Genomic DNA, 19,128 nt, shown 5'->3' with positions numbered 1-19,128 from the left:
CGATGGATCCCGTCGTGCTGGCCGTTTCCGGGGCCTCCGCCCAGCCCCTGGCCCAGCGGGCTCTGCAGCTGCTGCTCCAGGCCGGTGAACGGGTCGAGATGGTCACCAGCCGCGGCGCCATCGGTGTGTGGCAGGCGGAGCTCGGCCTGCGGGTGCCGAGCGAACCGGAGGCTCAGGAGCAATTCTGGCGCCATCAGACCGGCTGCCGGAGCGGCAGCCTGCGCTGCCACCGCTGGAACGACCAGGCCGCCGGCATCGCCAGCGGCAGTTACCGCACCAAGGGCATGGTGATCCTGCCGGCCTCCATGGGCACGGTGGGGCGGATCGCCTCAGGAGTGGCCCTCGATCTGGTGGAGCGGGCGGCCGATGTGCATCTCAAGGAGGGGCGGCCCCTGGTGATCTGTCCCCGGGAGACCCCCTGGAACCTGGTGCATCTGCGCAACCTCACCGCCCTCGCCGAGGCGGGCGCCAGGATCGCCCCACCCGTGCCGGCCTGGTACCAGCAGCCCAGCACGATTGAGGACATGGTGGATTTCCTGGTGATCCGGGTGTTTGACGTGCTCGGCTACGACCTGGGTGACCTGCAGCGATGGCAGGGCCCGGTCCGCGGGATGGGGACGCTGGAGCCACGGCCCGAAGGGATCCCCACCCAGGTCTGAACCCTTGACCCCCCTGCTGCGCCAGCTGCTGCTGCTCCCCCTGCTCGCCCCGTTGCTGGCAGCCCTGCTGATCGGCGCCTTCAACCCCAGGCCCGCCGTGGCGCTGCGCCTGCTGATCTGGACCTCGCCGGCCCTGCCGATCGGGGTATGGATCATGGTGGCGGCCACGGCCGGAGCCGGCCTCAGTGCCCTCGGCACCGGCCTGGCCCTGGCCGCCGGCCAGCAGCGACCCCTGCAGCGACAGGTGCGGCAGCCTCTGGAACGGGAGAACGGCAGCCGCGGGCGCCCCTGGCCTGAGCCCGACGCAGGGGATGACGCCGGCCAGCCGGAGCCCTGGAACACCCCCGTTCCTGCCCCACAGCCGCCTCTCGACACCCCAGTGGCGGGGCCGACCCGGGCGGCCGGTGAGGCCGTGCCCACCGTGGCCGTGCCCTTCCGGGTGATTCGCCGGGCCACCGCCGCAGCCCCTGCCAGGGCCAAAACCGCGGCCTCCCACGCAGCCCACGCAGCAGCGCAACACACGGCGCAGGCGGCCCCCAGGGCCAGCCAGCCGGCTGCGGCGTCAGGCGATGACTGGGGCAGCCCGCTCCAGAACGAGTGGTGATCAGCGAGGCGACCTGAGCACCTTGATGCCGCTGAAATCGCCCTACAGTTCGGCCATTCCTCGTTGAGGCGTGAGTCGGTGCCTGAGTCGGTGAGTGACGCCAGCAATCCCAAGCCAAGCAGCGCTGCGGCTGCCGAAGCAGCCCCGGCAAAGCCCAAACCGGCCGCCAAGGCAGCCGCCAAGCCCCCCGCTCCCGAAGACCAGCCCTTCGGCTCGTTCGTGCCGAACCTCTTGATCCCGGCCCTGGAGAAGGAGATCCAGGCCTACGGGGGGCCGGCACCCCAGCTCTCCTTCCAGCAGGGGCCGATGCCGGTGGTCGGCATGGACTGCTCCATGGTGGTGGGCACGCTTCCTGGCCAGCGCCGCTTCTGGCTCTGCTTCACCAGTGAGAGCCTCACCGCGGCGAAGACCGTGATCGTGGCCGAGTCCGGCGCCGAACCCTCCCAGGTGGAGTCGTTTCTGATCGACGAGAAGAAAGTCACCCTGCCCCTGCTGGTGTCGCGCGTGGTGTCGCGCCTCAACGGCCAGAAGTGGCTCGGGCCCAACTGAGCGAGCCGACCGGTGGTGTCGATTCAGCGTTCCGGCTGACCTGACCGATCGGCGTTACATCCCCGCCGCACCCTGGCCGAGGCCGCCTACGATGCCGCCACGCCCTGTGCAGCCCATCGAATGGTGCCTCCCACCGCCGTAGCCGACCCGAGCGCCACGCCAGGCGCCGCTATCGGCACCCCGGATGGCCCGGCCATCAAGGATCCGGCCAAGGACACGATCCTCACGCCCCGCTTCTACACCACAGACTTCGAGGCCATGGCGGCCATGGATCTGCGGCCGAACGAAGTGGAACTCGAGGCCATCTGCGAGGAGTTCCGCAAGGACTACAACCGGCACCACTTCGTGCGCAATGCCGAGTTCGATGGCGCTGCAGACAAGCTCGACCCCGAAACCCGCAAGGTGTTCGTGGAGTTCCTGGAGCAGAGCTGCACCTCGGAGTTTTCCGGCTTTCTGCTCTACAAGGAACTGAGCCGCCGCATCAAGCAGAAGAACCCCCTGCTGGCGGAGTGCTTTGCCCACATGGCCCGCGATGAAGCCCGCCATGCTGGCTTCCTCAACAAGGCGATGAGCGACTTCGGCCTCCAGCTCGACCTCGGCTTCCTCACGGCCAACAAGGCCTACACCTTCTTCAAGCCGAAATTCATCTTCTATGCCACCTACCTCAGCGAGAAGATCGGCTACTGGCGCTACATCGCCATTTACCGCCACCTTCAGGAAAACCCTGAAAGCAAGATCTTCCCGATCTTCAACTTCTTCGAAAACTGGTGCCAGGACGAAAACCGCCATGGCGATTTCTTTGATGCCCTGATGAAGGCCCAGCCTGACACCGTGCGTGGTCTGCAGGCAAGGCTCTGGTGCCGCTTCTTCCTGCTGGCGGTGTTCGCCACCATGTATGTGCGCGATGTGGCCCGCAAGGAGTTCTACGAAGCCCTGGGGCTCGATGCCCGCGCCTACGACAAGTACGTGATCGACAAGACCAACGAGACCTCCGCCCGGGTGTTCCCGGTGGTGCTCGACGTGCGCAATCCCCGCTTCTGGGTGCGGCTGGAGCGTCTTGTTGACAACAACGCCGCCCTCACCAAGGCCGATCAGAGCACTGCTCCGGCGCCCCTCAAGGCCCTGCGCAAGCTGCCCTACTGGATCGCCAACGGCGCCGAGATGGCCAAGCTGTTCCTGATGAAACCCATCCGCAGCGAAGCCTTCCAGCCGGCGGTGCGCTGAGCACGGCCCACCCCTGGTCCAGGCCCTGCGGCCCAGGGGTTTTTGCTACAACCGTGTTCCACGCTCACCCGAACGTTTCCCGTGGTTCTCTCCGCCGCAGCGCCGACCCTTGAGCTGTTCGACCAGAGTTGGCAAGCACGGCTGGAGTTGCTGCTCGCCACGGGTCGGGCCGCCGGAGCGGACCTGGTGGAGGTGTTCCTGGAGCGCACCGACCACCTGGGCCTGCTGGCCGAACAGGACACGATCACCAGTGTGAGTCCCTCCTTCGGCATGGGGGCGGGCCTGAGGGTGTTCCGCGATCTGCGCGATGGCTTCGTGAGCACCAACGACCTCTCCGAGCGGGGGCTGCTGCAGGCCCTGGAGCAGGCACTGGGCATGCTCGGCCTGGAAGCTCCTGCCCAGAACAGCGGCGCCCTGCGGAGCGCCTTCGCCGGCCTGCCGGCCTTGAGAGATTTCGCCCAGACCAAACGCGACTGGCTGCAGCGCTGCCCCGTTCTGCAGGAGAGCAGCGACAAACTGCTGCAGGCCACCGCCAGGCTGGAGCAGCACGGACGCCACCTGCAGGCCCGCCGCAGCCAGTACGCCCGCGACTGGCAGGAGATCCTCGTGGCCGCCAGCGACGGCACCTTTGCCCGCGACATCCGGCTGCACCAGTCCGTGGGCCTGAACGTGCTCGCCGCCGACGGCGACCATCGCGCCGGCCTCGGCCGCCGCTACGGCACCTCAGGCCGGCCGGACGACCTGCGCCACTGGGACGTCGAGGCCAGCGCCGTGGACGTGTGCAGCAGCGCCGCCAGCATCCTCTACGCCGACTATGTGCAGGCGGGCCAGATGCCCGCCGTGCTGGCCAACCGCTTCGGCGGCGTGATCTTCCACGAGGCCTGCGGCCACCTGCTGGAAACCACCCAGGTGGAGCGCGGCACCACCCCCTTCGCCGAGAGCATCGGCGAGCCCATCGCCCACAGCGCCGTGACGGCCATCGATGAGGGCCTCAGCGACGGCGCCTTCGGCTCGCTCTGCATCGACGACGAGGGCATGGAGGCCCAGCGCACGGTGCTGATCGAGAACGGCGTGCTGCAGCGCTTCATCAGCGACCGGGCCGGCGAAATGCGCACCGGCCACCAGCGCACCGGCAGCGGCCGTCGCCAGAGCCACAGCTTTGCGGCCGCCAGCCGCATGCGCAACACCTACATCGCCCCGGGCCCCCACAGCCCCGAGGAGCTGATCGGTTCCGTCGACAAGGGCCTCTACTGCAAGTCGATGGGGGGCGGCAGCGTCGGCCCCACGGGCCAGTTCAACTTCGCGGTGGAGGAGGGCTATCTGATTGAGGCCGGCGCCCTGACCCGCCCGGTCAAGGGAGCCACCCTGATCGGCGAGGCCAAGGAGGTGATGCCCCGCATCTCGATGTGCGCCAACGACCTCGACCTGGCCGCCGGCTTCTGCGGCTCGGTAAGCGGCAGCATCTTCGTCACGGTGGGCCAGCCCCACATCAAGGTCGACTCGATCACCGTGGGGGGTCGCTGACCATGACCACCCTCAACGCCACGACGCTGCAGCAGCGTCTCGCCGAACTGGCCCAGCGTCACGGCATCAGCCAGTGGGATCTGGGGGCCTCCTGCAGCACCGACACCTCTGTGCAGGTGGACCGGGGCGAGGCCAAGCAGATGAAGGGTGCCCAGCGCAGCGCCATCACCATCCGCGTCTGGAACGGCGATGGCCTGGTGGGAGTCACCAGCACCTCCGACCTCTCCGATGGTGGCCTCGACAAGGCGCTGGCCGGCGCCCAGGCGGCCAGCGCCTTCGGCAACGCCGCCGACACACCCGCCTTCTCCCCCCTGGCCACTGCCCCGCTGGCCACGCTGGAGCAGCCCAGGCACGCTCCCAAGCCGATCCTTGAGCTGCTCGGCACGCTCAAGCAGGCCGAGCACCAACTGCTGGAGCGGCATCCCGCCATTGCCACCGTCCCCTACAACGGCCTGGCCCAGCGCAGCAGTGAGCGCCTCTACCTCAACAGCGATGGCGCCTGCCGCCAGCAGCAGCTCACCACCGCCAGCCTCTACCTCTATGCCCGCGCCGAGGAAGCGGGCCGCAAACCCCGCAGTGCCGGCGCCATGCGCCTGGCCTATGGCGCCGGCGCGCTGGACATCGACGGCTGTGTGCAGGAGGCCGCCGAACGCACCATCAGCCACCTGGACTACGGGCCGATCGCCACGGGGCGCTACACCTGCGTGTTCAGTCCAGAGGCCTTTCTGGATCTGATCGGCGCCTTCAGCAGCCTGTTCAACGCCCGCGCCGTGCTGGATGGCGTCAGCCTCAGCAACCGCGACTCCCTCGGCCAGGCTCTGGCCGTGCCCTTCCTCTCGATCCACGACAACGGCCTCCACCCCGGCAACATCGGCGCCGCCGCCTTCGATGGCGAGGGCACCCCGACCCGGCGGCTGGCCCTGGTGGAGGGCGGGGTGCTGCAGAACTTCCTGCACTCGGAAGCCACCGCCCGGGCCTTCGGCGCTCAACCCACCGGCCACGCCGGCATGGGCGCCAAGGTGTCGGTGGGGCCCGACTGGTTCGAAATCGGCGCCACTCCAGGCAGCGGCGGCGGCGCCCAGGGGCTGGATCGCCTGGCGGCCGACACGCCGTTGGTGTGGATCGATTCGCTCTCCGCTCTTCACGCCGGCGTCAAGGCCAGCCAGGGTTCCTTCTCCCTGCCCTTCGACGGCTGGCTGCTCCAGGGCGGCGAGCGGCGCTCGATCGAGGCGGCCACCGTGGCGGGAGACATCCGCGAGCTGCTGCAGGCGGTGGTGGGATTCGAAGGCGAAGCCAAGCTGACCCCTGATGGCCTCTGTCCCCTGGTGTGGGTGGACGGCCTCTCGGTGACCGGCGAAGCCTGACCCCCGGCCCCCATCGCGATGCGACTGCTGTTCTGGGGCACACCCGCCTACGCCGTGCCCAGCCTTGAGGCCCTGGTGGCGGCCGGCCACAGCGTGGTGGGGGTGGTGAGCCAGCCCGATCGACGCCGCGGTCGCGGCCAGCAGCTGCTGCCCTCACCCGTGAAGCAACGGGCCCTGGAGCTGGAGCTGCCGGTGATCACGCCGCAGCGGATTCGCCGCGACCCCGAGACTCAGGCCCAGCTGGCGGCCCTGGCTGCCGACCTCTCGGTGGTGGTGGCCTTCGGCCAGATCCTGCCGCCGGAAGTGCTCGCCCAGCCCCCTCTGGGCTGCTGGAACGGCCATGGCTCACTCCTGCCCCGCTGGCGCGGTGCAGGGCCGATTCAGTGGAGCCTGCTGGAGGGCGATGCCGAAACCGGGGTGGGCATCATGGCGATGGAGGCCGGCCTCGACACGGGCCCGGTGCTGCTGGAGCAGCGCCTGCCCATCGGCCTGCTGGAGAATGCCAGGCAGCTGGGCGAGAGGCTCTCCCGGCTCACCGCCGAACTGCTGCTGGAGGCGCTGCCCCGCATTGCCGCCGCCGGCAAGGGCCCTGAAGCTGAGCGCTGGCGGCGGCTGGGCTTGCGCCCCCAGAGCCCGGAGGGCATGACCTACGCCCGCCTGTTGACCAAGGACGACTACCGCATCGCCTGGAGCGACTCGGCCCTGGCGATCCACCGCCGTGTCATGGGCCTCTACCCCGGCGCCCACACCTGCTGGCGGGGCCAAAGACTGAAGCTGCTCGCCACCGAACCCCTGGTGCAACGCCTGGCGGGACAGCTGAGTGGCGAGGCGGCCGCCCTCTGTGGCCGATGGCCAGCCGCTGCTGACCCACCAGCCACGCCATCGCCGCAGCCCGGCACCGTGCTGGCCGTCGAGCCCGGCCTGGGGCTGGTGGTGGCCAGTGGGGGCTGCCCCGTGCTGGTGCGCGAGGGTCAGCTGGAGGGCAAGCGGGCCTGCTCCGGCCAGGCTCTGATCCAGCAGCTCAGCGCCCTTCCGGGCGAGGCCCTGGGGGCGGTTGCGGGTGAGCCTGCAGCAACGGCGACCCCGGCCTGACAGCTGCACCGCCGCCGCCGCCAGCCGCTCTCAATACGTTCTGTGTGGTTAGGGTTCGCACACAGCAGGCGGCCATCCTGGGGCGTTAGAGCTGAGGGGTCTGGTCTTGAGGCAGGTGCCATGGCCAACGGTTTCCCTTCCAAGTCCCACGCCGAGGGCAGCCCCGCTGGCCAGGCGGATGTGGCTGCAACCGTGCTGTCACCCCTGAAGCGGGCGATCGCGGCCGGCGGGGCTGGGATCACCCAGGGCTCCCTCACCTATGTGGCCGAGGCCAGCCCCGATTGCCAGATCTTTCGCGATCTGGCCAGGGGCTACCTGGTGTGCCACCGGGACCTGCCAGGCGGCCTGAAGCGTGTGGCCACCCTGGCCTGTGCCTACAGCCTCTGCCATGACATCGAGCACCCGTCTGAGCTGAATAGCGCTTTCGGCTAACGGCCAGCTAGCTGTTGCTGCGCCGATAGAGGCCGTGCAGCCCCTCCAGCTGATTGTGCACCGACCGCAGCTGGTCACGGATGTGGGCGCTGTTCTCAATGCGCCCAAGGGCCAGCAGCATCGACTCGATCTGACTCTTGCAGTCGATCAGCACGCGACATTCGGTGGAACCGGGCTCGTAAGGCATGGGGTCGTTCGGTGCGGTGCCATCCGAGCCGAGAGCGGCCAGGGCGGTTGTGTCCATTGTTGCCGTTTTCAGACCCGCAGCCGGCCTGGTCAGCCGCCAGTCAGCGGCTGGAACGCCCCCCAGCCCCGCCGCGTCCGCCGCCCCGGCCACGGGAACCACCGCCACCAGCACCACGGCGTCCTCCCCGGCCACCACTGAGGTCCAGGGGTGGCGCGTTCAGCACGGTGGGCTCGAATCCGGCCACGGGCTGCCTGGGCAGCCTGGAGCCGAGCAGGCCCTCGATCGCCGCGAGCAGTTCCCTTTCCTCCGCGGCCACCAGCGAAATCGCCTGGCCGGGGTGACCCGCCCGGCCCGTGCGCCCGATCCGGTGCACGTAGTCCTCGGCCTGGTTGGGCAGATCCAGATTCACCACGTGGGGCAGCTGGTGGATGTCGATGCCCCGGGCGGCCAGATCGGTGGCCACCAGCACCCGCACTGAACCGCTCTTGAATCCCGCCAGGGCACGGGTGCGCGCCCCCTGACTCTTGTTGCCATGGATCGCGGCGGCCGCCATGCCGGCCTGGCTGAGGCGGTCGGCCATGCGGTTGGCGCCGTGCTTGGTGCGGGAGAACACGAGCACCTGCTGCCAGCCGTTGCTGGCGATCAGATGGGTGAGCAGCTCAGGCTTGCGGGCCATGTCGCAGGGGTGGAGCAGGTGCTCCACGGTGGGAGCCGCCTGGTTTTCAGGAGTGGCCTGGAGTTGCACCGGCTGGTGCAGCAGACCCTGGGCCAGCTTGCGGATCGAGGGGCTGAAGGTGGCGGAGAACAGCAGGTTCTGCCGCTTCGGGGGCATCAGGGCGATCAGCTTCTGGATGTCGCGGATGAAGCCCATGTCGAGCATGCGGTCGGCCTCATCCAGCACCAGCACCTCGACCCGATCGAGGCGAAGCGCACGCTGCTGCTGCAGATCGAGCAGCCGGCCCGGCGTGGCCACGAGGATGTCGGCACCGGCCCGCAGGCGGTTGATCTGGGGGTTGGCCTTGACGCCACCGAACACCACGTCACTGCGCAGGTCGAGGTAGCGGCCATAGGCCGCCACGTTCTCGGCCACCTGGGCGGCCAGCTCCCGGGTGGGGGTGAGCACCAGGGCCCTCACCACGCTGCCGCGGGCATGGGGGCCATGGCGCAGGCGCTCCAGCATCGGCAGGGTGAAGCCCGCCGTCTTGCCGGTGCCCGTCTGGGCGGCCGCCATCACGTCGTGGCCGGCCAGCACGGCGGGGATGCACTGCAGCTGGATCGGCGAGGGGGTGGTGTAGCCCTTCTCGGCCACCGCCTTGAGGATCGGCAGGCCGAGCCCCAGATCCCCGAAGCCTGGAGCCGGGCTGCCCTCGCTGGAGAGAGGGGCCGCGGTGGTTGCAGCGGAAGCCTGCCCCCTGCGGGGGATGGGGGCGGCGGGGCGGGATGAGCGGGTGATGGGGGGCAGGTGGAGAGCTTGCAGACCTTCACCCTACGGGCGGTGCGGATTCGTCAGCGCAGCGGCTCGAAGTGGCTGCAGCGCTCACAGGGCCCCTCCGGCAGCACCGCGCAGCGCAGCAGGGGGCTGCGGGCGTTGTAGCGGCAGTCGGGGTCGCCGATCACCCAGCCGTGGCCCCAGGGCCTGGCATCGGCGGGCTGGGCTTCCAGCTTCACCTGCAGAGCCACGCTGCCCAGCGCGTAGCGGCCATTACTGAGGCGGTAGCGATGGCGGCGCTGCAGCACCAGAACGCTCTGGTCACCCAGGTTCAGCCAGCGGCCCGGTTGCGGAATCTGTCCCTGGTGCTCCACCTCGTAGGTGTCGAGCAGCCGGTCGCTGCCGATCAGTCGCACCTCCACCTGCATGGCTCAGCTCAGGGGAGCCGCTGGCTCCACCGCTTGTTCCACCGGTTGTTCCACCGCCGGCAGCTCTTCAGCGCACTGCGGCCCAGGGCTGCGGCGCACGGAGAAGCCCCAGACGAACAGGGCGGCCACGAGAGACAGCAAGGCCCACTCCGGCAGCTCCAGCTGAGGGCTGGCGAGGCGCAGCAGCAGCCGCAGACCCACCAGACCCACGGCCAGATAGCCGGCGGTTTCCAGGTGACGGAACAGCTCGATCCAGCGGATGAACAGCTCAGCCGTGAGCCGCAGGGCAATCACGCCGATCACGCCACCGGCGATCACCAGGGGGAGACGATCGGTCACCGCCACGGCGGCGGCCACGCTGTCCACCGAGAAGGCCAGGTCCGTCACCGCCAGGGTGGCCACGACGCTGGCCATGCTGGCGGTGACGGCCCCAGGGGCCTCGGCTTCCGTCAGCTCCTGGACCTGCGGGGCGCCGGCGGCCAGCTGGACCAGATGGCGGCCACACAGCCAGAGCAGATAGCTCGAAGCGGCCAGTTGCAGGGGCCAGAAGTCCAGCACCCAGCGGGCGGCCAGGATCAGACCCACCCGGAACACCAGGGCCAGCAACAGGCCCAGGTTGAGGGCCGTCTCCTGGCGGGAACGGTCGTGGAGACGGCGGGAGATGGCCGCCAGGGCAACGGCATTGTCGGCGGACAGCACCGCCTCCAGCGCCACCAGCAGGGGCAGCACGAGCAGGATTTCATGCCAGCGGTCGACCTCCTGCAGCAGCGGGGTCAGGGATTGAATCGACTCGGCTTCCATCAGACCCTGCAAGAGGATCACTCTAGGAAGACCAGTCCCCGAGCCGAACTCCCGATGCAACTGCAGGTCCGCCTGGTCCACGCCGAGCCCGGGCAGCGGGTGGTGGAGGTCACGGCCTATCGGCAGGGGGAAACCCTGGGCAGTGCCCTGGGGGAGGCCCAGACGGCCGAGGAGGCTGAGGACAGGGCCCGCGCCCGCCTGGCGAAGCAGTTGGCTCCCGCCATCCCCGCGACTGTGGCGGTGCCCATCGCCAAGGCTGGACCAGGTTCTGCCCCTGCCCCGATGCCACCAGCAGCTCCCGCGGCTGCGCAGGCTGCAGCAACGGCCTCTCCAGCCAATCCACCTGCAGTGGCCGCTGCAGCGGCCGAGCGCCCCCAGGAACCGGAGCCTGACCCCGAGGACTGGAGCAGCGAGCTGGCCCAGATCGACCTCCAGCTGGGCCGGCTGAGCTGGCAGCGCGAGCAGGAGGGCGTCTATCTGGAGCGGGCCTTCGGCCATCCCAGCCGCAGCAGGCTCACCGCCTACGCCGACCTGCAGAGCTACCTGCAGGCCCTCACAGCCCTGCCCGCCGGCAGTGATCCCACCAGCGCAGCAGTTCCTCTGCGACGCCGCGACCTGCTGGCCCAGTGCGATCTGCTGCTGGGTCAGCTGGGCTGGGACGCCCAGCAGGGTCGCCACTGCCTCGATCAGCTCTTCGGCCTGAGCAGCCGCCAGCACCTCAACGACACCCAGCTGCTGGAGTTCAACATGCAGCTGGAGGAGAAGCTGCTGGCCGCCAAGCCCTCAGCTGGCGCCGGCCAGGCTTCCCCCGCCACCTGAAGGAGGTGCCGCCAGCCCGCAGTGCTGCCGCACCAGCCGCAGGCCCAGATCCAGCCATTTCTGGTTGGCATAGGCCTCCTTTTCCAGCTCCTTCATCTGCGGCGACGCGCTCAGGTACACCGCATCGCCGAGCACCGCGTCGAGATGGGGCGGGAGATCGCGGCTCAGGCCCAGCAGGCCCGGCATGGCCCGCACGCCGCCATTGCTGCAGCTCTGGGCCACGTGGATGGCTTCGTGGTTGAGCACCTCGGCAAATTCGGTGCTGCCGCTGGCGATCACCCGGGGCTTGATGCGCAGGGTGCGGACCTGGGGGTCCCATTCAGCCGCCGCCCCGGACTTGCGGGGCGGCGCCAGCTCGATCTGCACGCCCGCCTGGATCAGCACCTCGATCAGATCCCTGATGGCGGCCTGCTCGGCATCGAAGCTGGGGGGATTGGCCATCTTGTGGCGGATCTCAGCCAGGGAGAGCTGGGGCTCGCCGGCCCGGCGCTGGTAGTGGTAGCGGGTGCTGCCGTCCGGGAACCGCTCAGCCGTGGGAATCCAGGCGGCATCGGCCGCTCTCAGCTGCTGCAGCAACATCTCCTGGTCGATGTTCCGCAGGCCGCCGGGCTGGGGCGCCAGGGCCAGGGCGTCCCACAACGGCTGCAGCGGCGGCGCCAGCTCCGAAGCGTCCTTGAGTTTCTGCTGCTCTGCGGCCAGCTGTGTGGTCGGCACGGCAGCAGACTCCCGCAGCCGCCAGCGATTCGGCAGCAGCGTCAGCCCCACCCCCAGGGACAGCAGCAGGCCGGCAACCACCGCCACGGGCGCCACCCGGGGCAGCGCCATGACCCGCCTTGCCGGCAGCCGCCGCAGGAGATCGCCGCAGCGGCCGCAGACCCAGACGCCATCGGGCTGACGCCGCGCGGTCAGGGGTCTGGGATGGCAGGAGGGGCAGAGGAAGGGTGCCACGCGCGCATTCTGTCGTCTCCGCCGCGGGGTGCCGGTTGGCAAGATCGGTGGCTGCCTCTGCCAGCGTGCCGCCATGCCCCTCTCCGCCCTGGTGCGCCAGTTGCAGCAGGCGCCGCTCACCGCTGAGCTGCTGGAGCGCAGTCGGCGCAGCACCAGGTTGCGGCTGAGCGGCGCCGGCCGGGCCGCCCGGACCCTGATCAGCAGTGCCCTGGCCGGCGTGGCCGAGGCACCGCTGCTGGTGGTGGTGCCCACCCTGGAGGAGGCCGGACGCTGGGCGGCCCTGCTGGAACTGATGGGCTGGCGCAGCAGCCAGCTCTACCCCACCAGCGAGGGCAGCCCCTACGAGGGCTTCGACCCCACCAGCGAGATCACCTGGGGCCAGCTGCAGGTGCTCAGCGAGCTGCTCGATCGGGAATCGAGCGCAGCCGATCGGCGCCGCCTGGCGATCGTGGCCACAGAGCGGGCCCTGCAGCCCCACCTGCCCCCTCCAGCCGCCCTCGAGGCCCGCTGCATCAGCCTGCGCAAGGGCCAGACCATCCCCCTGGAGCAGCTCGCCGCCACCCTGGCCCAGCTCGGCTACGAGCGGGTGCCCACGATCGAGCAGGAGGGCACCTGGAGCCGCCGCGGCGACATCGTGGATGTGTTTCCGGTGAGCGCCGAGCTGCCGGTGCGGCTTGAGTTCTTCGGCGAGGAGCTGGAGAAGCTGAGGGAGTTCGATCCCACCAGCCAGCGCTCCCTCGACACCACCGAGGTGGCGCGCCTCACCCCCACCGGCTACACGCCGCTGATCGCCGAGGCCCTGCGGCAGTCGATGCCGGCTGAGCTGGATCAGCTGCTGGCCCCTGAGGCCCTGGAGCAGCTGCTGGAGGGCGGCACCCCGCCGGGGCTGCGGCGGTTGCTGGGCCTGGCCTGGCAGCAGCCCGCCTCCCTGCTCGACTACCTGCCGGAAGGCACCCTGATCGCCGTGGACGAACGGCGCCAGTGCCTGGCCCATGGCCAGCAGTGGTTCGAGCACGCCGAGGAGCACCACGCCGAGCTGGAGCTGGAGCTGGGCGGGCCGCTGCCGGCCGGGCTGCACCGCCCGCCTGAGCAGGCCCTGGCGCAGGCCCAGGCCTTCGCCGGCTTTGATCTGGCCGAGCTGCACGAGAGCGATGGCCATGCCAACAGCTTCGATCTGGCCTCCCGCTCGGTGCCGGCCCACCCCAATGCCTTCGGCAAGCTGGCGTCGCTGATCAAGGGGTTCCAGCAGGACCGCACCCGGGTGTGGCTGCTCTCGGCCCAGCCCTCGCGGGCGGTGGCCCTGCTGGAGGAGCACGACTGCATCACCCGCTTCGTGCCCAACCCAGGCGATCAGCCGGCGATCGAGCGCCTGATCGAGCAGAACACGCCGGTGGCGCTCAAACTCCGCGGCACCGCCGAACTGGAGGGCCTGCAGCTGCCCGCCTGGAAGCTGGTGCTGATCAGCGACCGGGAGTTCTTCGGCCAGCACGCCCTGGCCGCCAGCGGCTACGTGCGCCGTCGCCGCAAGGCGGCCAGCCGCACGGTGGACCCCGGCAAGATGCAGCCCGGCGACTTCGTGGTGCACCGCAACCACGGCATCGGCCGCTTTCTGCGGCTGGAGAAGCTGGCGATCGGCGGTGAGGAGCGCGACTACCTCGTGGTGCAGTACGCCGATGGGCTGCTGCGGGTGGCCGCTGACCAGCTGGGCAGCCTGGGCCGCTACCGCGCCACCAGCGAGAGCCCGCCCCAGCTCAACCGCATGGGCGGCACCGCCTGGACCAAGGCCAAGGAGCGGGCCCGCAAGGCCGTGCGCAAGGTGGCCCTCGATCTGGTGAAGCTCTACGCCGCCCGGCTCAAGGCCCAGGGTTTCGCCTTCCCCGCGGACGGCCCCTGGCAGGGCGAACTGGAGGACTCCTTCCCCTACGACCCCACCCCCGATCAGGTGAAGGCGATCGCCGATGTGAAGCGCGACATGGAGAAGCCCGAGCCGATGGACCGGCTGGTGTGCGGCGATGTGGGCTTCGGCAAGACTGAGGTGGCGATCCGGGCGATCTTCAAGGCCGTCACCGCCGGACGCCAGGTGGCCATGCTCGCCCCCACCACCGTGCTGGCCCAGCAGCACTGGCGCTCCCTGAGCGAGCGCTTCGCGCCTTACCCGATGAAGGTGAGCCTGCTGAATCGCTTCCGCACCAGCGCCGAGCGCAAGGTGATCCAGGAGGGTCTGGCCGCCGGCACGGTGGATGTGGTGGTGGGCACCCACCAGCTGCTGGGCAAGAGCACCAGCTTCAAGCAGCTGGGGCTGCTGGTGGTGGATGAGGAGCAGCGTTTCGGGGTGAACCAGAAGGAAAAGATCAAGGCGCTGCGCAAGGACGTGGACGTGCTCACCCTCAGCGCCACGCCGATTCCGCGCACCCTCTACATGAGCCTGTCGGGGGTGCGCGAGATGAGCCTGATCACCACGCCGCCGCCCCTGCGGCGGCCGATCAAGACCCACCTGGCCGGCCTCGATGAGGAGGCGGTGCGCAGTGCCATCCGCCAGGAGCTCGACCGCGGCGGCCAGATCTTCTATGTGGTGCCGCGGGTGGAGGGCATTGAGGAGGTGGCCGAGGGGCTGCGGCAGATGCTCCCGGGCCTGAGGCTGCTGGTGGCCCACGGCCAGATGGCCGAGGGGGAACTGGAGAGCGCCATGGTGGCCTTCAACGCCGGCGAGGCCGATCTGATGCTCTGCACCACGATCGTGGAGAGCGGCCTCGACATTCCCCGGGTGAACACGATCCTGATCGAGGACGCCCACAAGTTCGGCCTGGCCCAGCTCTATCAGCTGCGCGGCCGGGTGGGCCGCAGCGGCATCCAGGCCCATGCGTGGCTGTTCTATCCCGGCGATGCCTCCCTGAGCGAAGCGGCGCGCAAACGGCTGCGGGCGATCCAGGAGTTCGCCCAGCTGGGCAGCGGCTATCAGCTGGCCATGCGCGACATGGAGATCCGCGGTGTGGGCAACCTGCTGGGGGTGGAGCAGAGCGGTCAGATGGAGCTGATCGGCTTCGACCTCTACATGGAGATGCTGCAGGAGAGCCTGGCGGAGATCCAGGGCCAGGACATCCCCGCCGTGGACGACACCCAGATCGACCTGCCGATCACCGCCTTCATCCCCGGCGACTGGATCAGCGAAAACGACGAGAAGATCGCCGCCTATCGCGCCGCCGCCGGCTGCGGCAGCAAGCAGGCCCTGGTGGAGCTGGCCGCCGGCTGGGTGGACCGCTACGGCGCCATTCCCGCCCCGGTGAACGCGCTGCTGCAGCTGATGGAGCTGAAGCTGCTGGCCAAGCGCTGCGGTTTCTCGCGCATCAAACCCGAAAAACCGAACATCGCCCTGGAAACCCCGATGGAGGAGCCCGCCTTCCGGCTGTTGCGCCAGGGGCTGCCCCAGCATCTGCACGGCCGGCTGGTGTACCAGGGCGGCAGCGGCAGCACCGCCAAGGTGCTGGCCCGGGGGCTGGGGGTGCTGGCGATGGAACGGCAGCTGGAGGAGCTGATGGGCTGGCTGAAGCAGATGGAAGCCCAGATCCCCGGCGCCGATGGCCTCAACGAAACCCAGCGGGCAGAACAGGCCGCCGCCCGGAACGAGGCGGTGCTGGCGGTGTGAGCCGGCACTCGAGCCCCTGGAACCCCCCAATCCCGCCCCATCCCCTCATCTGCGCAAAACTTCGTTACACTCTCGGAAACGAGAGGGTTTCATGGGTGAGTTTGTTGGTTCGGCTGGTGCGCTGGGTGTCCAGAGCGGCATGACCTTCGTTTCAGGAGTGGTGAGCCTGCTGGCCCTGGGTCTGTATGCCCTGTTCAGCGACTCCAACGAAAACAACGACGATGATGACTCCAGCCCCGGTGGAGGCTTGATGCAGCCGGTGGCCTGAGCCCCTGGGTGGCTCCATCGCCAGAGCTAAAAGCACCGCAGCCGCTGTTGCACCCGCAGGTCGAGCTGCATGTGATCACGGCGGGCAGCACTGGTTTTCTGATCCATGGGGATGCCACCGACACCTCCCCTCGACCCCATCCCTCCCCTTGTGTTCTGAGGGCCGAACGCACCGCCGGGGCGGCGGCTTCCCCTAGCTGATCTCCTGGGACTGGCGGGCATAGGCCGTGGGAACCACCACCAGAAACAGCCACCACCACAGGGACACAGCCACCCCCAGCGGTGCGGTGAGCCACCAACGACCGAGCCACAGCCAGCTCAACACCACTACGACCACCCCGCTGAGCACGATGCTCCAGGGTTGACACCACCAGGGCTTGACAGACCAGAGGTTGTCGCCTGAGCCCCTGCTGGGATCAGTGTCGCTCACACCAGATCCTCAAGGTTTGGAGGAGGCTTCCAGGGCAGCCGGAACGTTGGCTTCACCGGGCCTGTAGGAGCGACCCACGGTGCTGGCGGCCTTCAGCTTCTTGCTCAGGGTGGTTTCGGCCACCCGGTACTGGGTGTCCTTGTTGGTGCCGAGATCCTCCAGGCTGAGGCGCTGCGCCTCCTGCTCACTCATCTTCGCCTGGACATCCGGGTCAATCCCGTACTTGTGGATGTCGCGGCCCTCGGGGGTGAGGTACTTGGCGATGGTCACGGTCATGCCGGAGCCATCGGAGAGGCCCCGCACCGACTGCACCAGCCCCTTGCCGAAGGTCTTCTGACCCACCAGCACGGCCCGGTTGTTGTCCTGCAAGGCACCCGAGAGAATCTCGCTGGCACTGGCCGAACCCTCGTTCACCAGCACCACCAGGGGCTTGTCGGTGAGGGCACGGCCGGTGGCCCGCTGGATGTCGGTGATGCCGTTGCGGGTCTTGGTGGACACGATCGTGCCCTCGTTCAGCCACTGACGCGCGATCTCCACGCTCGCCCCGAGCAGGCCACCGGGGTTGCTGCGCAGGTCCAGCACATAGCCCTGCACGTCCTCGCCCTCCATCTCCCGCAGGGCCGCCCGCATGTCCTTGGTGGCATTGGCGTTGAACTGCTTCAGGCGGATGTAGCCCACCTTCACCCCATCGGGCGTCACATTGATCTGGCTGTCCACCGCGTGCAGCTCGATCCGGTCGCGCTCCAGCGGCACACTCAGCGTCTGGCTGCTGCGGCGCAGGGTGAGGGTCACGGTGGTGCCGGCCTGGCCACGGATCAGCTTCACCGCGTCCTCGGTGCTCATGCCCTTGGTGCTGGCCCCGTCGATGGCCGTGATCACGTCCTTGGGCATCACGCCGGCCCGGGAGGCGGGCGATCCCTCGATCGGGGCCACCACCACCAGCTCCTTGGTGTCCTTGTCGAGGCTCAGCTGGATGCCCACCCCGGAGAGCTCCCCGGAGGTGTCGATCTGCATCTCCTTGAACTCCCGCGGATCCAGAAAGCGGGTGTAGGGGTCATCGAGGGTGGCGAGCATGCCACGGATCGCGTCGTAGGCATCCTTGGGCGTGCCGTAGCTCTTGGCCAGCACATCGCGGCGCAGATCGCGCCACTGCTGCGGCGTGTACTTGCCGTTGACGTCGAGATAATCGCGGAAGACAATCTGCCAGGTCTGGTCGATCACCTCCTTGGGGCTGTCGGAGATACGGCCGACACCGCCGGGGGAGGTGACCGCCTCGCGTGCCATCACGGCGGTGGCAGCGCAGGCACTGACACCCACCAGCACGATCAGACTGGTGCGGCTGCGACCCATCGGAGCAGACCTGGAAGGCCAGGGAAACGTTCAGTCAAGCTAGCGCCGCAGAACGGTGTGCCCATGGAGGGGTGACCGGTCTGGAAAGGGAACCCTGATCACGGCCTTCAGGGATCCACCCAGCGGCCGTCCTCCTTGATCAGGGCGATCAGGGCCTCCACCCCCTCGGCCTCCGGCACCCGGCGGATCTCGTCGCGGCCGCGGTAGAGGGAGATGGTGCCAGGCGTCTTGCCCACGTAGCCGTAGTCGGCGTCGGCCATCTCGCCGGGGCCGTTGACGATGCAGCCCATCACGGCGATGTCGAGGCCGGTGAGGTGGGCGGTGGCGTTGCGCACCACGTGCAGCACCTCCTCCAGGTTGAACAGGGTGCGGCCGCAGCTGGGGCAGGCCACGTACTCCACCATCGTTTTCCTCAGGCCCAGGGCCTGCAGGATCGAATAGCAGACAGGGATCTCCTTCTCCGGCGCCTCGGTGAGCGACACCCGGATCGTGTCACCCAGGCCCTCGGCCAGCAGGGTGGCGATGCCGGCGGTGCTCTTGATGCGGCCGTAGTCGCCATCACCGGCCTCGGTGACGCCCAGGTGCAGGGGGTAGTGGAAGCCTTCGGCGTCCATGCGGTCAGCCATCATCCGGTAGGCGGCCAGCATCACCGGCGCCCGCGACGCCTTCATCGACACCACGATGTTGTGGAAGTCGAGGCGATCGCAGATGTGGATGAACTCCATGGCGCTCTCCACCATGCCCAGGGGCGTGTCGCCGTAGGTGAACAGCATCCGCTCGGCCAGGGAGCCATGATTCACCCCGATGCGCAGGCCCTTGTCCTGCTCCTTGAGCAGGCTCACCAACGGCTCGAGCGTGGCCTGGATGCGCTGGCCGATCGCCGCCACCTCCTCAGGGGTGAATTCGGTGCGGTTGGGATCGGGCTTGTCGAACACATACAGCCCCGGGTTGATGCGCACCTTGTCAACGTGCTGGGCCACCTCCAGGGCGATCTTCATGCCGTTGTGGTGCACATCCGCCACCAGTGGCACCGGCTGGTAGGTGTCTTCCAGGCGCTGGCGGATCTCCTTCACCGCCTTGGCATGGGCCAGGGAGGGCACCGTGAGCCGCACGATCTCGCAGCCCGCCTCGTGCAGGCGGCGGATGCCGGCCGTGGCGCCCTCAATGTCGAGGGTGTCCTCGTTGATCATCGACTGCACCACCACCGGGTGCTCGCTGCCCACCCACACGTCGCCCACCCGCACGCTGCGGGTCTTGCGGCGCCGGATCAGGGTGTCGTAGCGGGGGTTGCTGGCCCAGTCGGCGGGGAGACCGGCTGGCGGGGCAGCGGCGTCAGGGCGAGCCAGAGTACCGGTCATGGCGGCGGGCCGGAGAGTGG

At 69.2% G+C, this 19,128-nt stretch carries 19 protein-coding genes; 11 read left to right on the top strand and 8 right to left on the bottom strand.

Going from position 1 to position 19,128, the window contains the following annotated elements; all coding sequences use genetic code 11:
* Positions 1–2 precede the first annotated feature (2 nt).
* The 8 genes from CyaNS01_RS04955 to CyaNS01_RS04920 all read left to right on the top strand — a co-directional run bounded on the left by CyaNS01_RS04955 (position 3) and on the right by CyaNS01_RS04920 (position 7,448).
* Positions 3–659 carry a flavin prenyltransferase UbiX gene (locus tag CyaNS01_RS04955; RefSeq protein WP_186699344.1) on the top strand — a complete coding sequence of 219 codons (657 nt, stop codon included), beginning with the start codon at positions 3–5 and terminating at the stop codon, positions 657–659.
* Between the two features lie 4 nt (positions 660–663).
* A complete protein-coding gene (locus CyaNS01_RS04950; protein WP_186699342.1) occupies positions 664–1,263 on the top strand; it encodes a LapA family protein in 600 nt (199 codons plus the stop codon).
* Positions 1,264–1,353: 90 nt separating this feature from the next.
* Positions 1,354–1,812: a DUF2996 domain-containing protein gene (locus CyaNS01_RS04945; RefSeq protein WP_186699340.1), complete on the top strand. Its 459-nt coding sequence runs from the start codon at positions 1,354–1,356 to the stop codon at positions 1,810–1,812.
* Positions 1,813–1,932: 120 nt separating this feature from the next.
* Positions 1,933–3,036 carry a magnesium-protoporphyrin IX monomethyl ester (oxidative) cyclase gene (acsF, locus tag CyaNS01_RS04940; RefSeq protein ID WP_186699337.1) on the top strand — a complete coding sequence of 368 codons (1,104 nt, stop codon included), beginning with the start codon at positions 1,933–1,935 and terminating at the stop codon, positions 3,034–3,036.
* Positions 3,037–3,117: 81 nt separating this feature from the next.
* Positions 3,118–4,560, top strand: coding sequence for a TldD/PmbA family protein (locus CyaNS01_RS04935; RefSeq protein ID WP_186699335.1), 1,443 nt, complete (start codon positions 3,118–3,120; stop codon positions 4,558–4,560).
* 2 nt (positions 4,561–4,562) lie between these two features.
* Positions 4,563–5,924: a TldD/PmbA family protein gene (locus tag CyaNS01_RS04930; RefSeq protein WP_186699333.1), complete on the top strand. Its 1,362-nt coding sequence runs from the start codon at positions 4,563–4,565 to the stop codon at positions 5,922–5,924.
* An 18-nt stretch (positions 5,925–5,942) separates the two neighbouring features.
* The gene (gene fmt / locus CyaNS01_RS04925; protein WP_186699331.1) at positions 5,943–7,016 is read left to right on the top strand and encodes a methionyl-tRNA formyltransferase; all 1,074 of its coding nucleotides are present in this window, start codon (positions 5,943–5,945) and stop codon (positions 7,014–7,016) included.
* Between the two features lie 120 nt (positions 7,017–7,136).
* Positions 7,137–7,448 carry a hypothetical protein gene (locus CyaNS01_RS04920; RefSeq protein ID WP_186699330.1) on the top strand — a complete coding sequence of 104 codons (312 nt, stop codon included), beginning with the start codon at positions 7,137–7,139 and terminating at the stop codon, positions 7,446–7,448.
* A gap of 7 nt (positions 7,449–7,455) precedes the next feature.
* Here CyaNS01_RS04920 and CyaNS01_RS04915 read toward each other — a convergent pair whose 3' ends face one another.
* The 4 genes from CyaNS01_RS04915 to CyaNS01_RS04900 all read right to left on the bottom strand — a co-directional run bounded on the left by CyaNS01_RS04915 (position 7,456) and on the right by CyaNS01_RS04900 (position 10,293).
* Positions 7,456–7,635, bottom strand: a complete 180-nt coding sequence (locus tag CyaNS01_RS04915) for a hypothetical protein (protein WP_186699328.1) — start codon at positions 7,633–7,635, stop codon at positions 7,456–7,458.
* A 100-nt stretch (positions 7,636–7,735) separates the two neighbouring features.
* Positions 7,736–8,944, bottom strand: a complete 1,209-nt coding sequence (locus tag CyaNS01_RS04910) for a DEAD/DEAH box helicase (RefSeq protein WP_225875814.1) — start codon at positions 8,942–8,944, stop codon at positions 7,736–7,738.
* A 197-nt stretch (positions 8,945–9,141) separates the two neighbouring features.
* Positions 9,142–9,492 (bottom strand): DUF6464 family protein, encoded by a 351-nt coding sequence (locus CyaNS01_RS04905; protein ID WP_186699326.1) that lies wholly within the window; start codon positions 9,490–9,492, stop codon positions 9,142–9,144.
* Positions 9,493–9,495: 3 nt separating this feature from the next.
* Positions 9,496–10,293, bottom strand: a complete 798-nt coding sequence (locus tag CyaNS01_RS04900) for a DUF475 domain-containing protein (RefSeq protein WP_186700272.1) — start codon at positions 10,291–10,293, stop codon at positions 9,496–9,498.
* 54 nt (positions 10,294–10,347) lie between these two features.
* On the opposite strand from CyaNS01_RS04900, the gene CyaNS01_RS04895 reads away from it, so the two are divergent.
* Complete coding sequence (locus tag CyaNS01_RS04895) at positions 10,348–11,112, top strand: hypothetical protein (protein ID WP_186699324.1); 765 nt, start codon at positions 10,348–10,350, stop codon at positions 11,110–11,112.
* On the opposite strand, the gene CyaNS01_RS04890 is transcribed toward CyaNS01_RS04895, so the two are convergent.
* Complete coding sequence (locus CyaNS01_RS04890) at positions 11,077–12,060, bottom strand: hypothetical protein (RefSeq protein ID WP_186699322.1); 984 nt, start codon at positions 12,058–12,060, stop codon at positions 11,077–11,079. The genes CyaNS01_RS04895 and CyaNS01_RS04890 overlap by 36 nt on opposite strands.
* Positions 12,061–12,133: 73 nt before the next feature.
* On the opposite strand from CyaNS01_RS04890, the gene mfd reads away from it, so the two are divergent.
* Positions 12,134–15,703 carry a transcription-repair coupling factor gene (gene mfd, locus CyaNS01_RS04885; RefSeq protein ID WP_186699320.1) on the top strand — a complete coding sequence of 1,190 codons (3,570 nt, stop codon included), beginning with the start codon at positions 12,134–12,136 and terminating at the stop codon, positions 15,701–15,703.
* 139 nt (positions 15,704–15,842) lie between these two features.
* Positions 15,843–15,971, top strand: a complete 129-nt coding sequence (locus CyaNS01_RS14735; RefSeq protein ID WP_255460130.1) for a hypothetical protein — start codon at positions 15,843–15,845, stop codon at positions 15,969–15,971.
* A 192-nt stretch (positions 15,972–16,163) separates the two neighbouring features.
* On the opposite strand, the gene CyaNS01_RS04880 is transcribed toward CyaNS01_RS14735, so the two are convergent.
* The 3 genes from CyaNS01_RS04880 to ispG all read right to left on the bottom strand — a co-directional run bounded on the left by CyaNS01_RS04880 (position 16,164) and on the right by ispG (position 19,108).
* Complete coding sequence (locus CyaNS01_RS04880; RefSeq protein ID WP_186699318.1) at positions 16,164–16,400, bottom strand: DUF6737 family protein; 237 nt, start codon at positions 16,398–16,400, stop codon at positions 16,164–16,166.
* A gap of 9 nt (positions 16,401–16,409) precedes the next feature.
* Entirely contained in the window at positions 16,410–17,750 is a 1,341-nt protein-coding gene (locus CyaNS01_RS04875; RefSeq protein WP_186699316.1) for a S41 family peptidase, read from the bottom strand.
* Positions 17,751–17,857: 107 nt separating this feature from the next.
* Positions 17,858–19,108, bottom strand: coding sequence for a (E)-4-hydroxy-3-methylbut-2-enyl-diphosphate synthase (ispG, locus tag CyaNS01_RS04870; protein ID WP_225875813.1), 1,251 nt, complete (start codon positions 19,106–19,108; stop codon positions 17,858–17,860).
* Between the last annotated feature and the right edge of the window lie 20 nt (positions 19,109–19,128).

Source organism: Cyanobium sp. NS01, from assembly GCF_014280235.1.
In the GTDB taxonomy this organism is placed as follows: domain Bacteria; phylum Cyanobacteriota; class Cyanobacteriia; order PCC-6307; family Cyanobiaceae; genus NIES-981.
The sequence above is the reverse complement of the archived record's forward strand: the minus strand, read 5'-3'. Positions and strand labels throughout refer to the sequence as shown.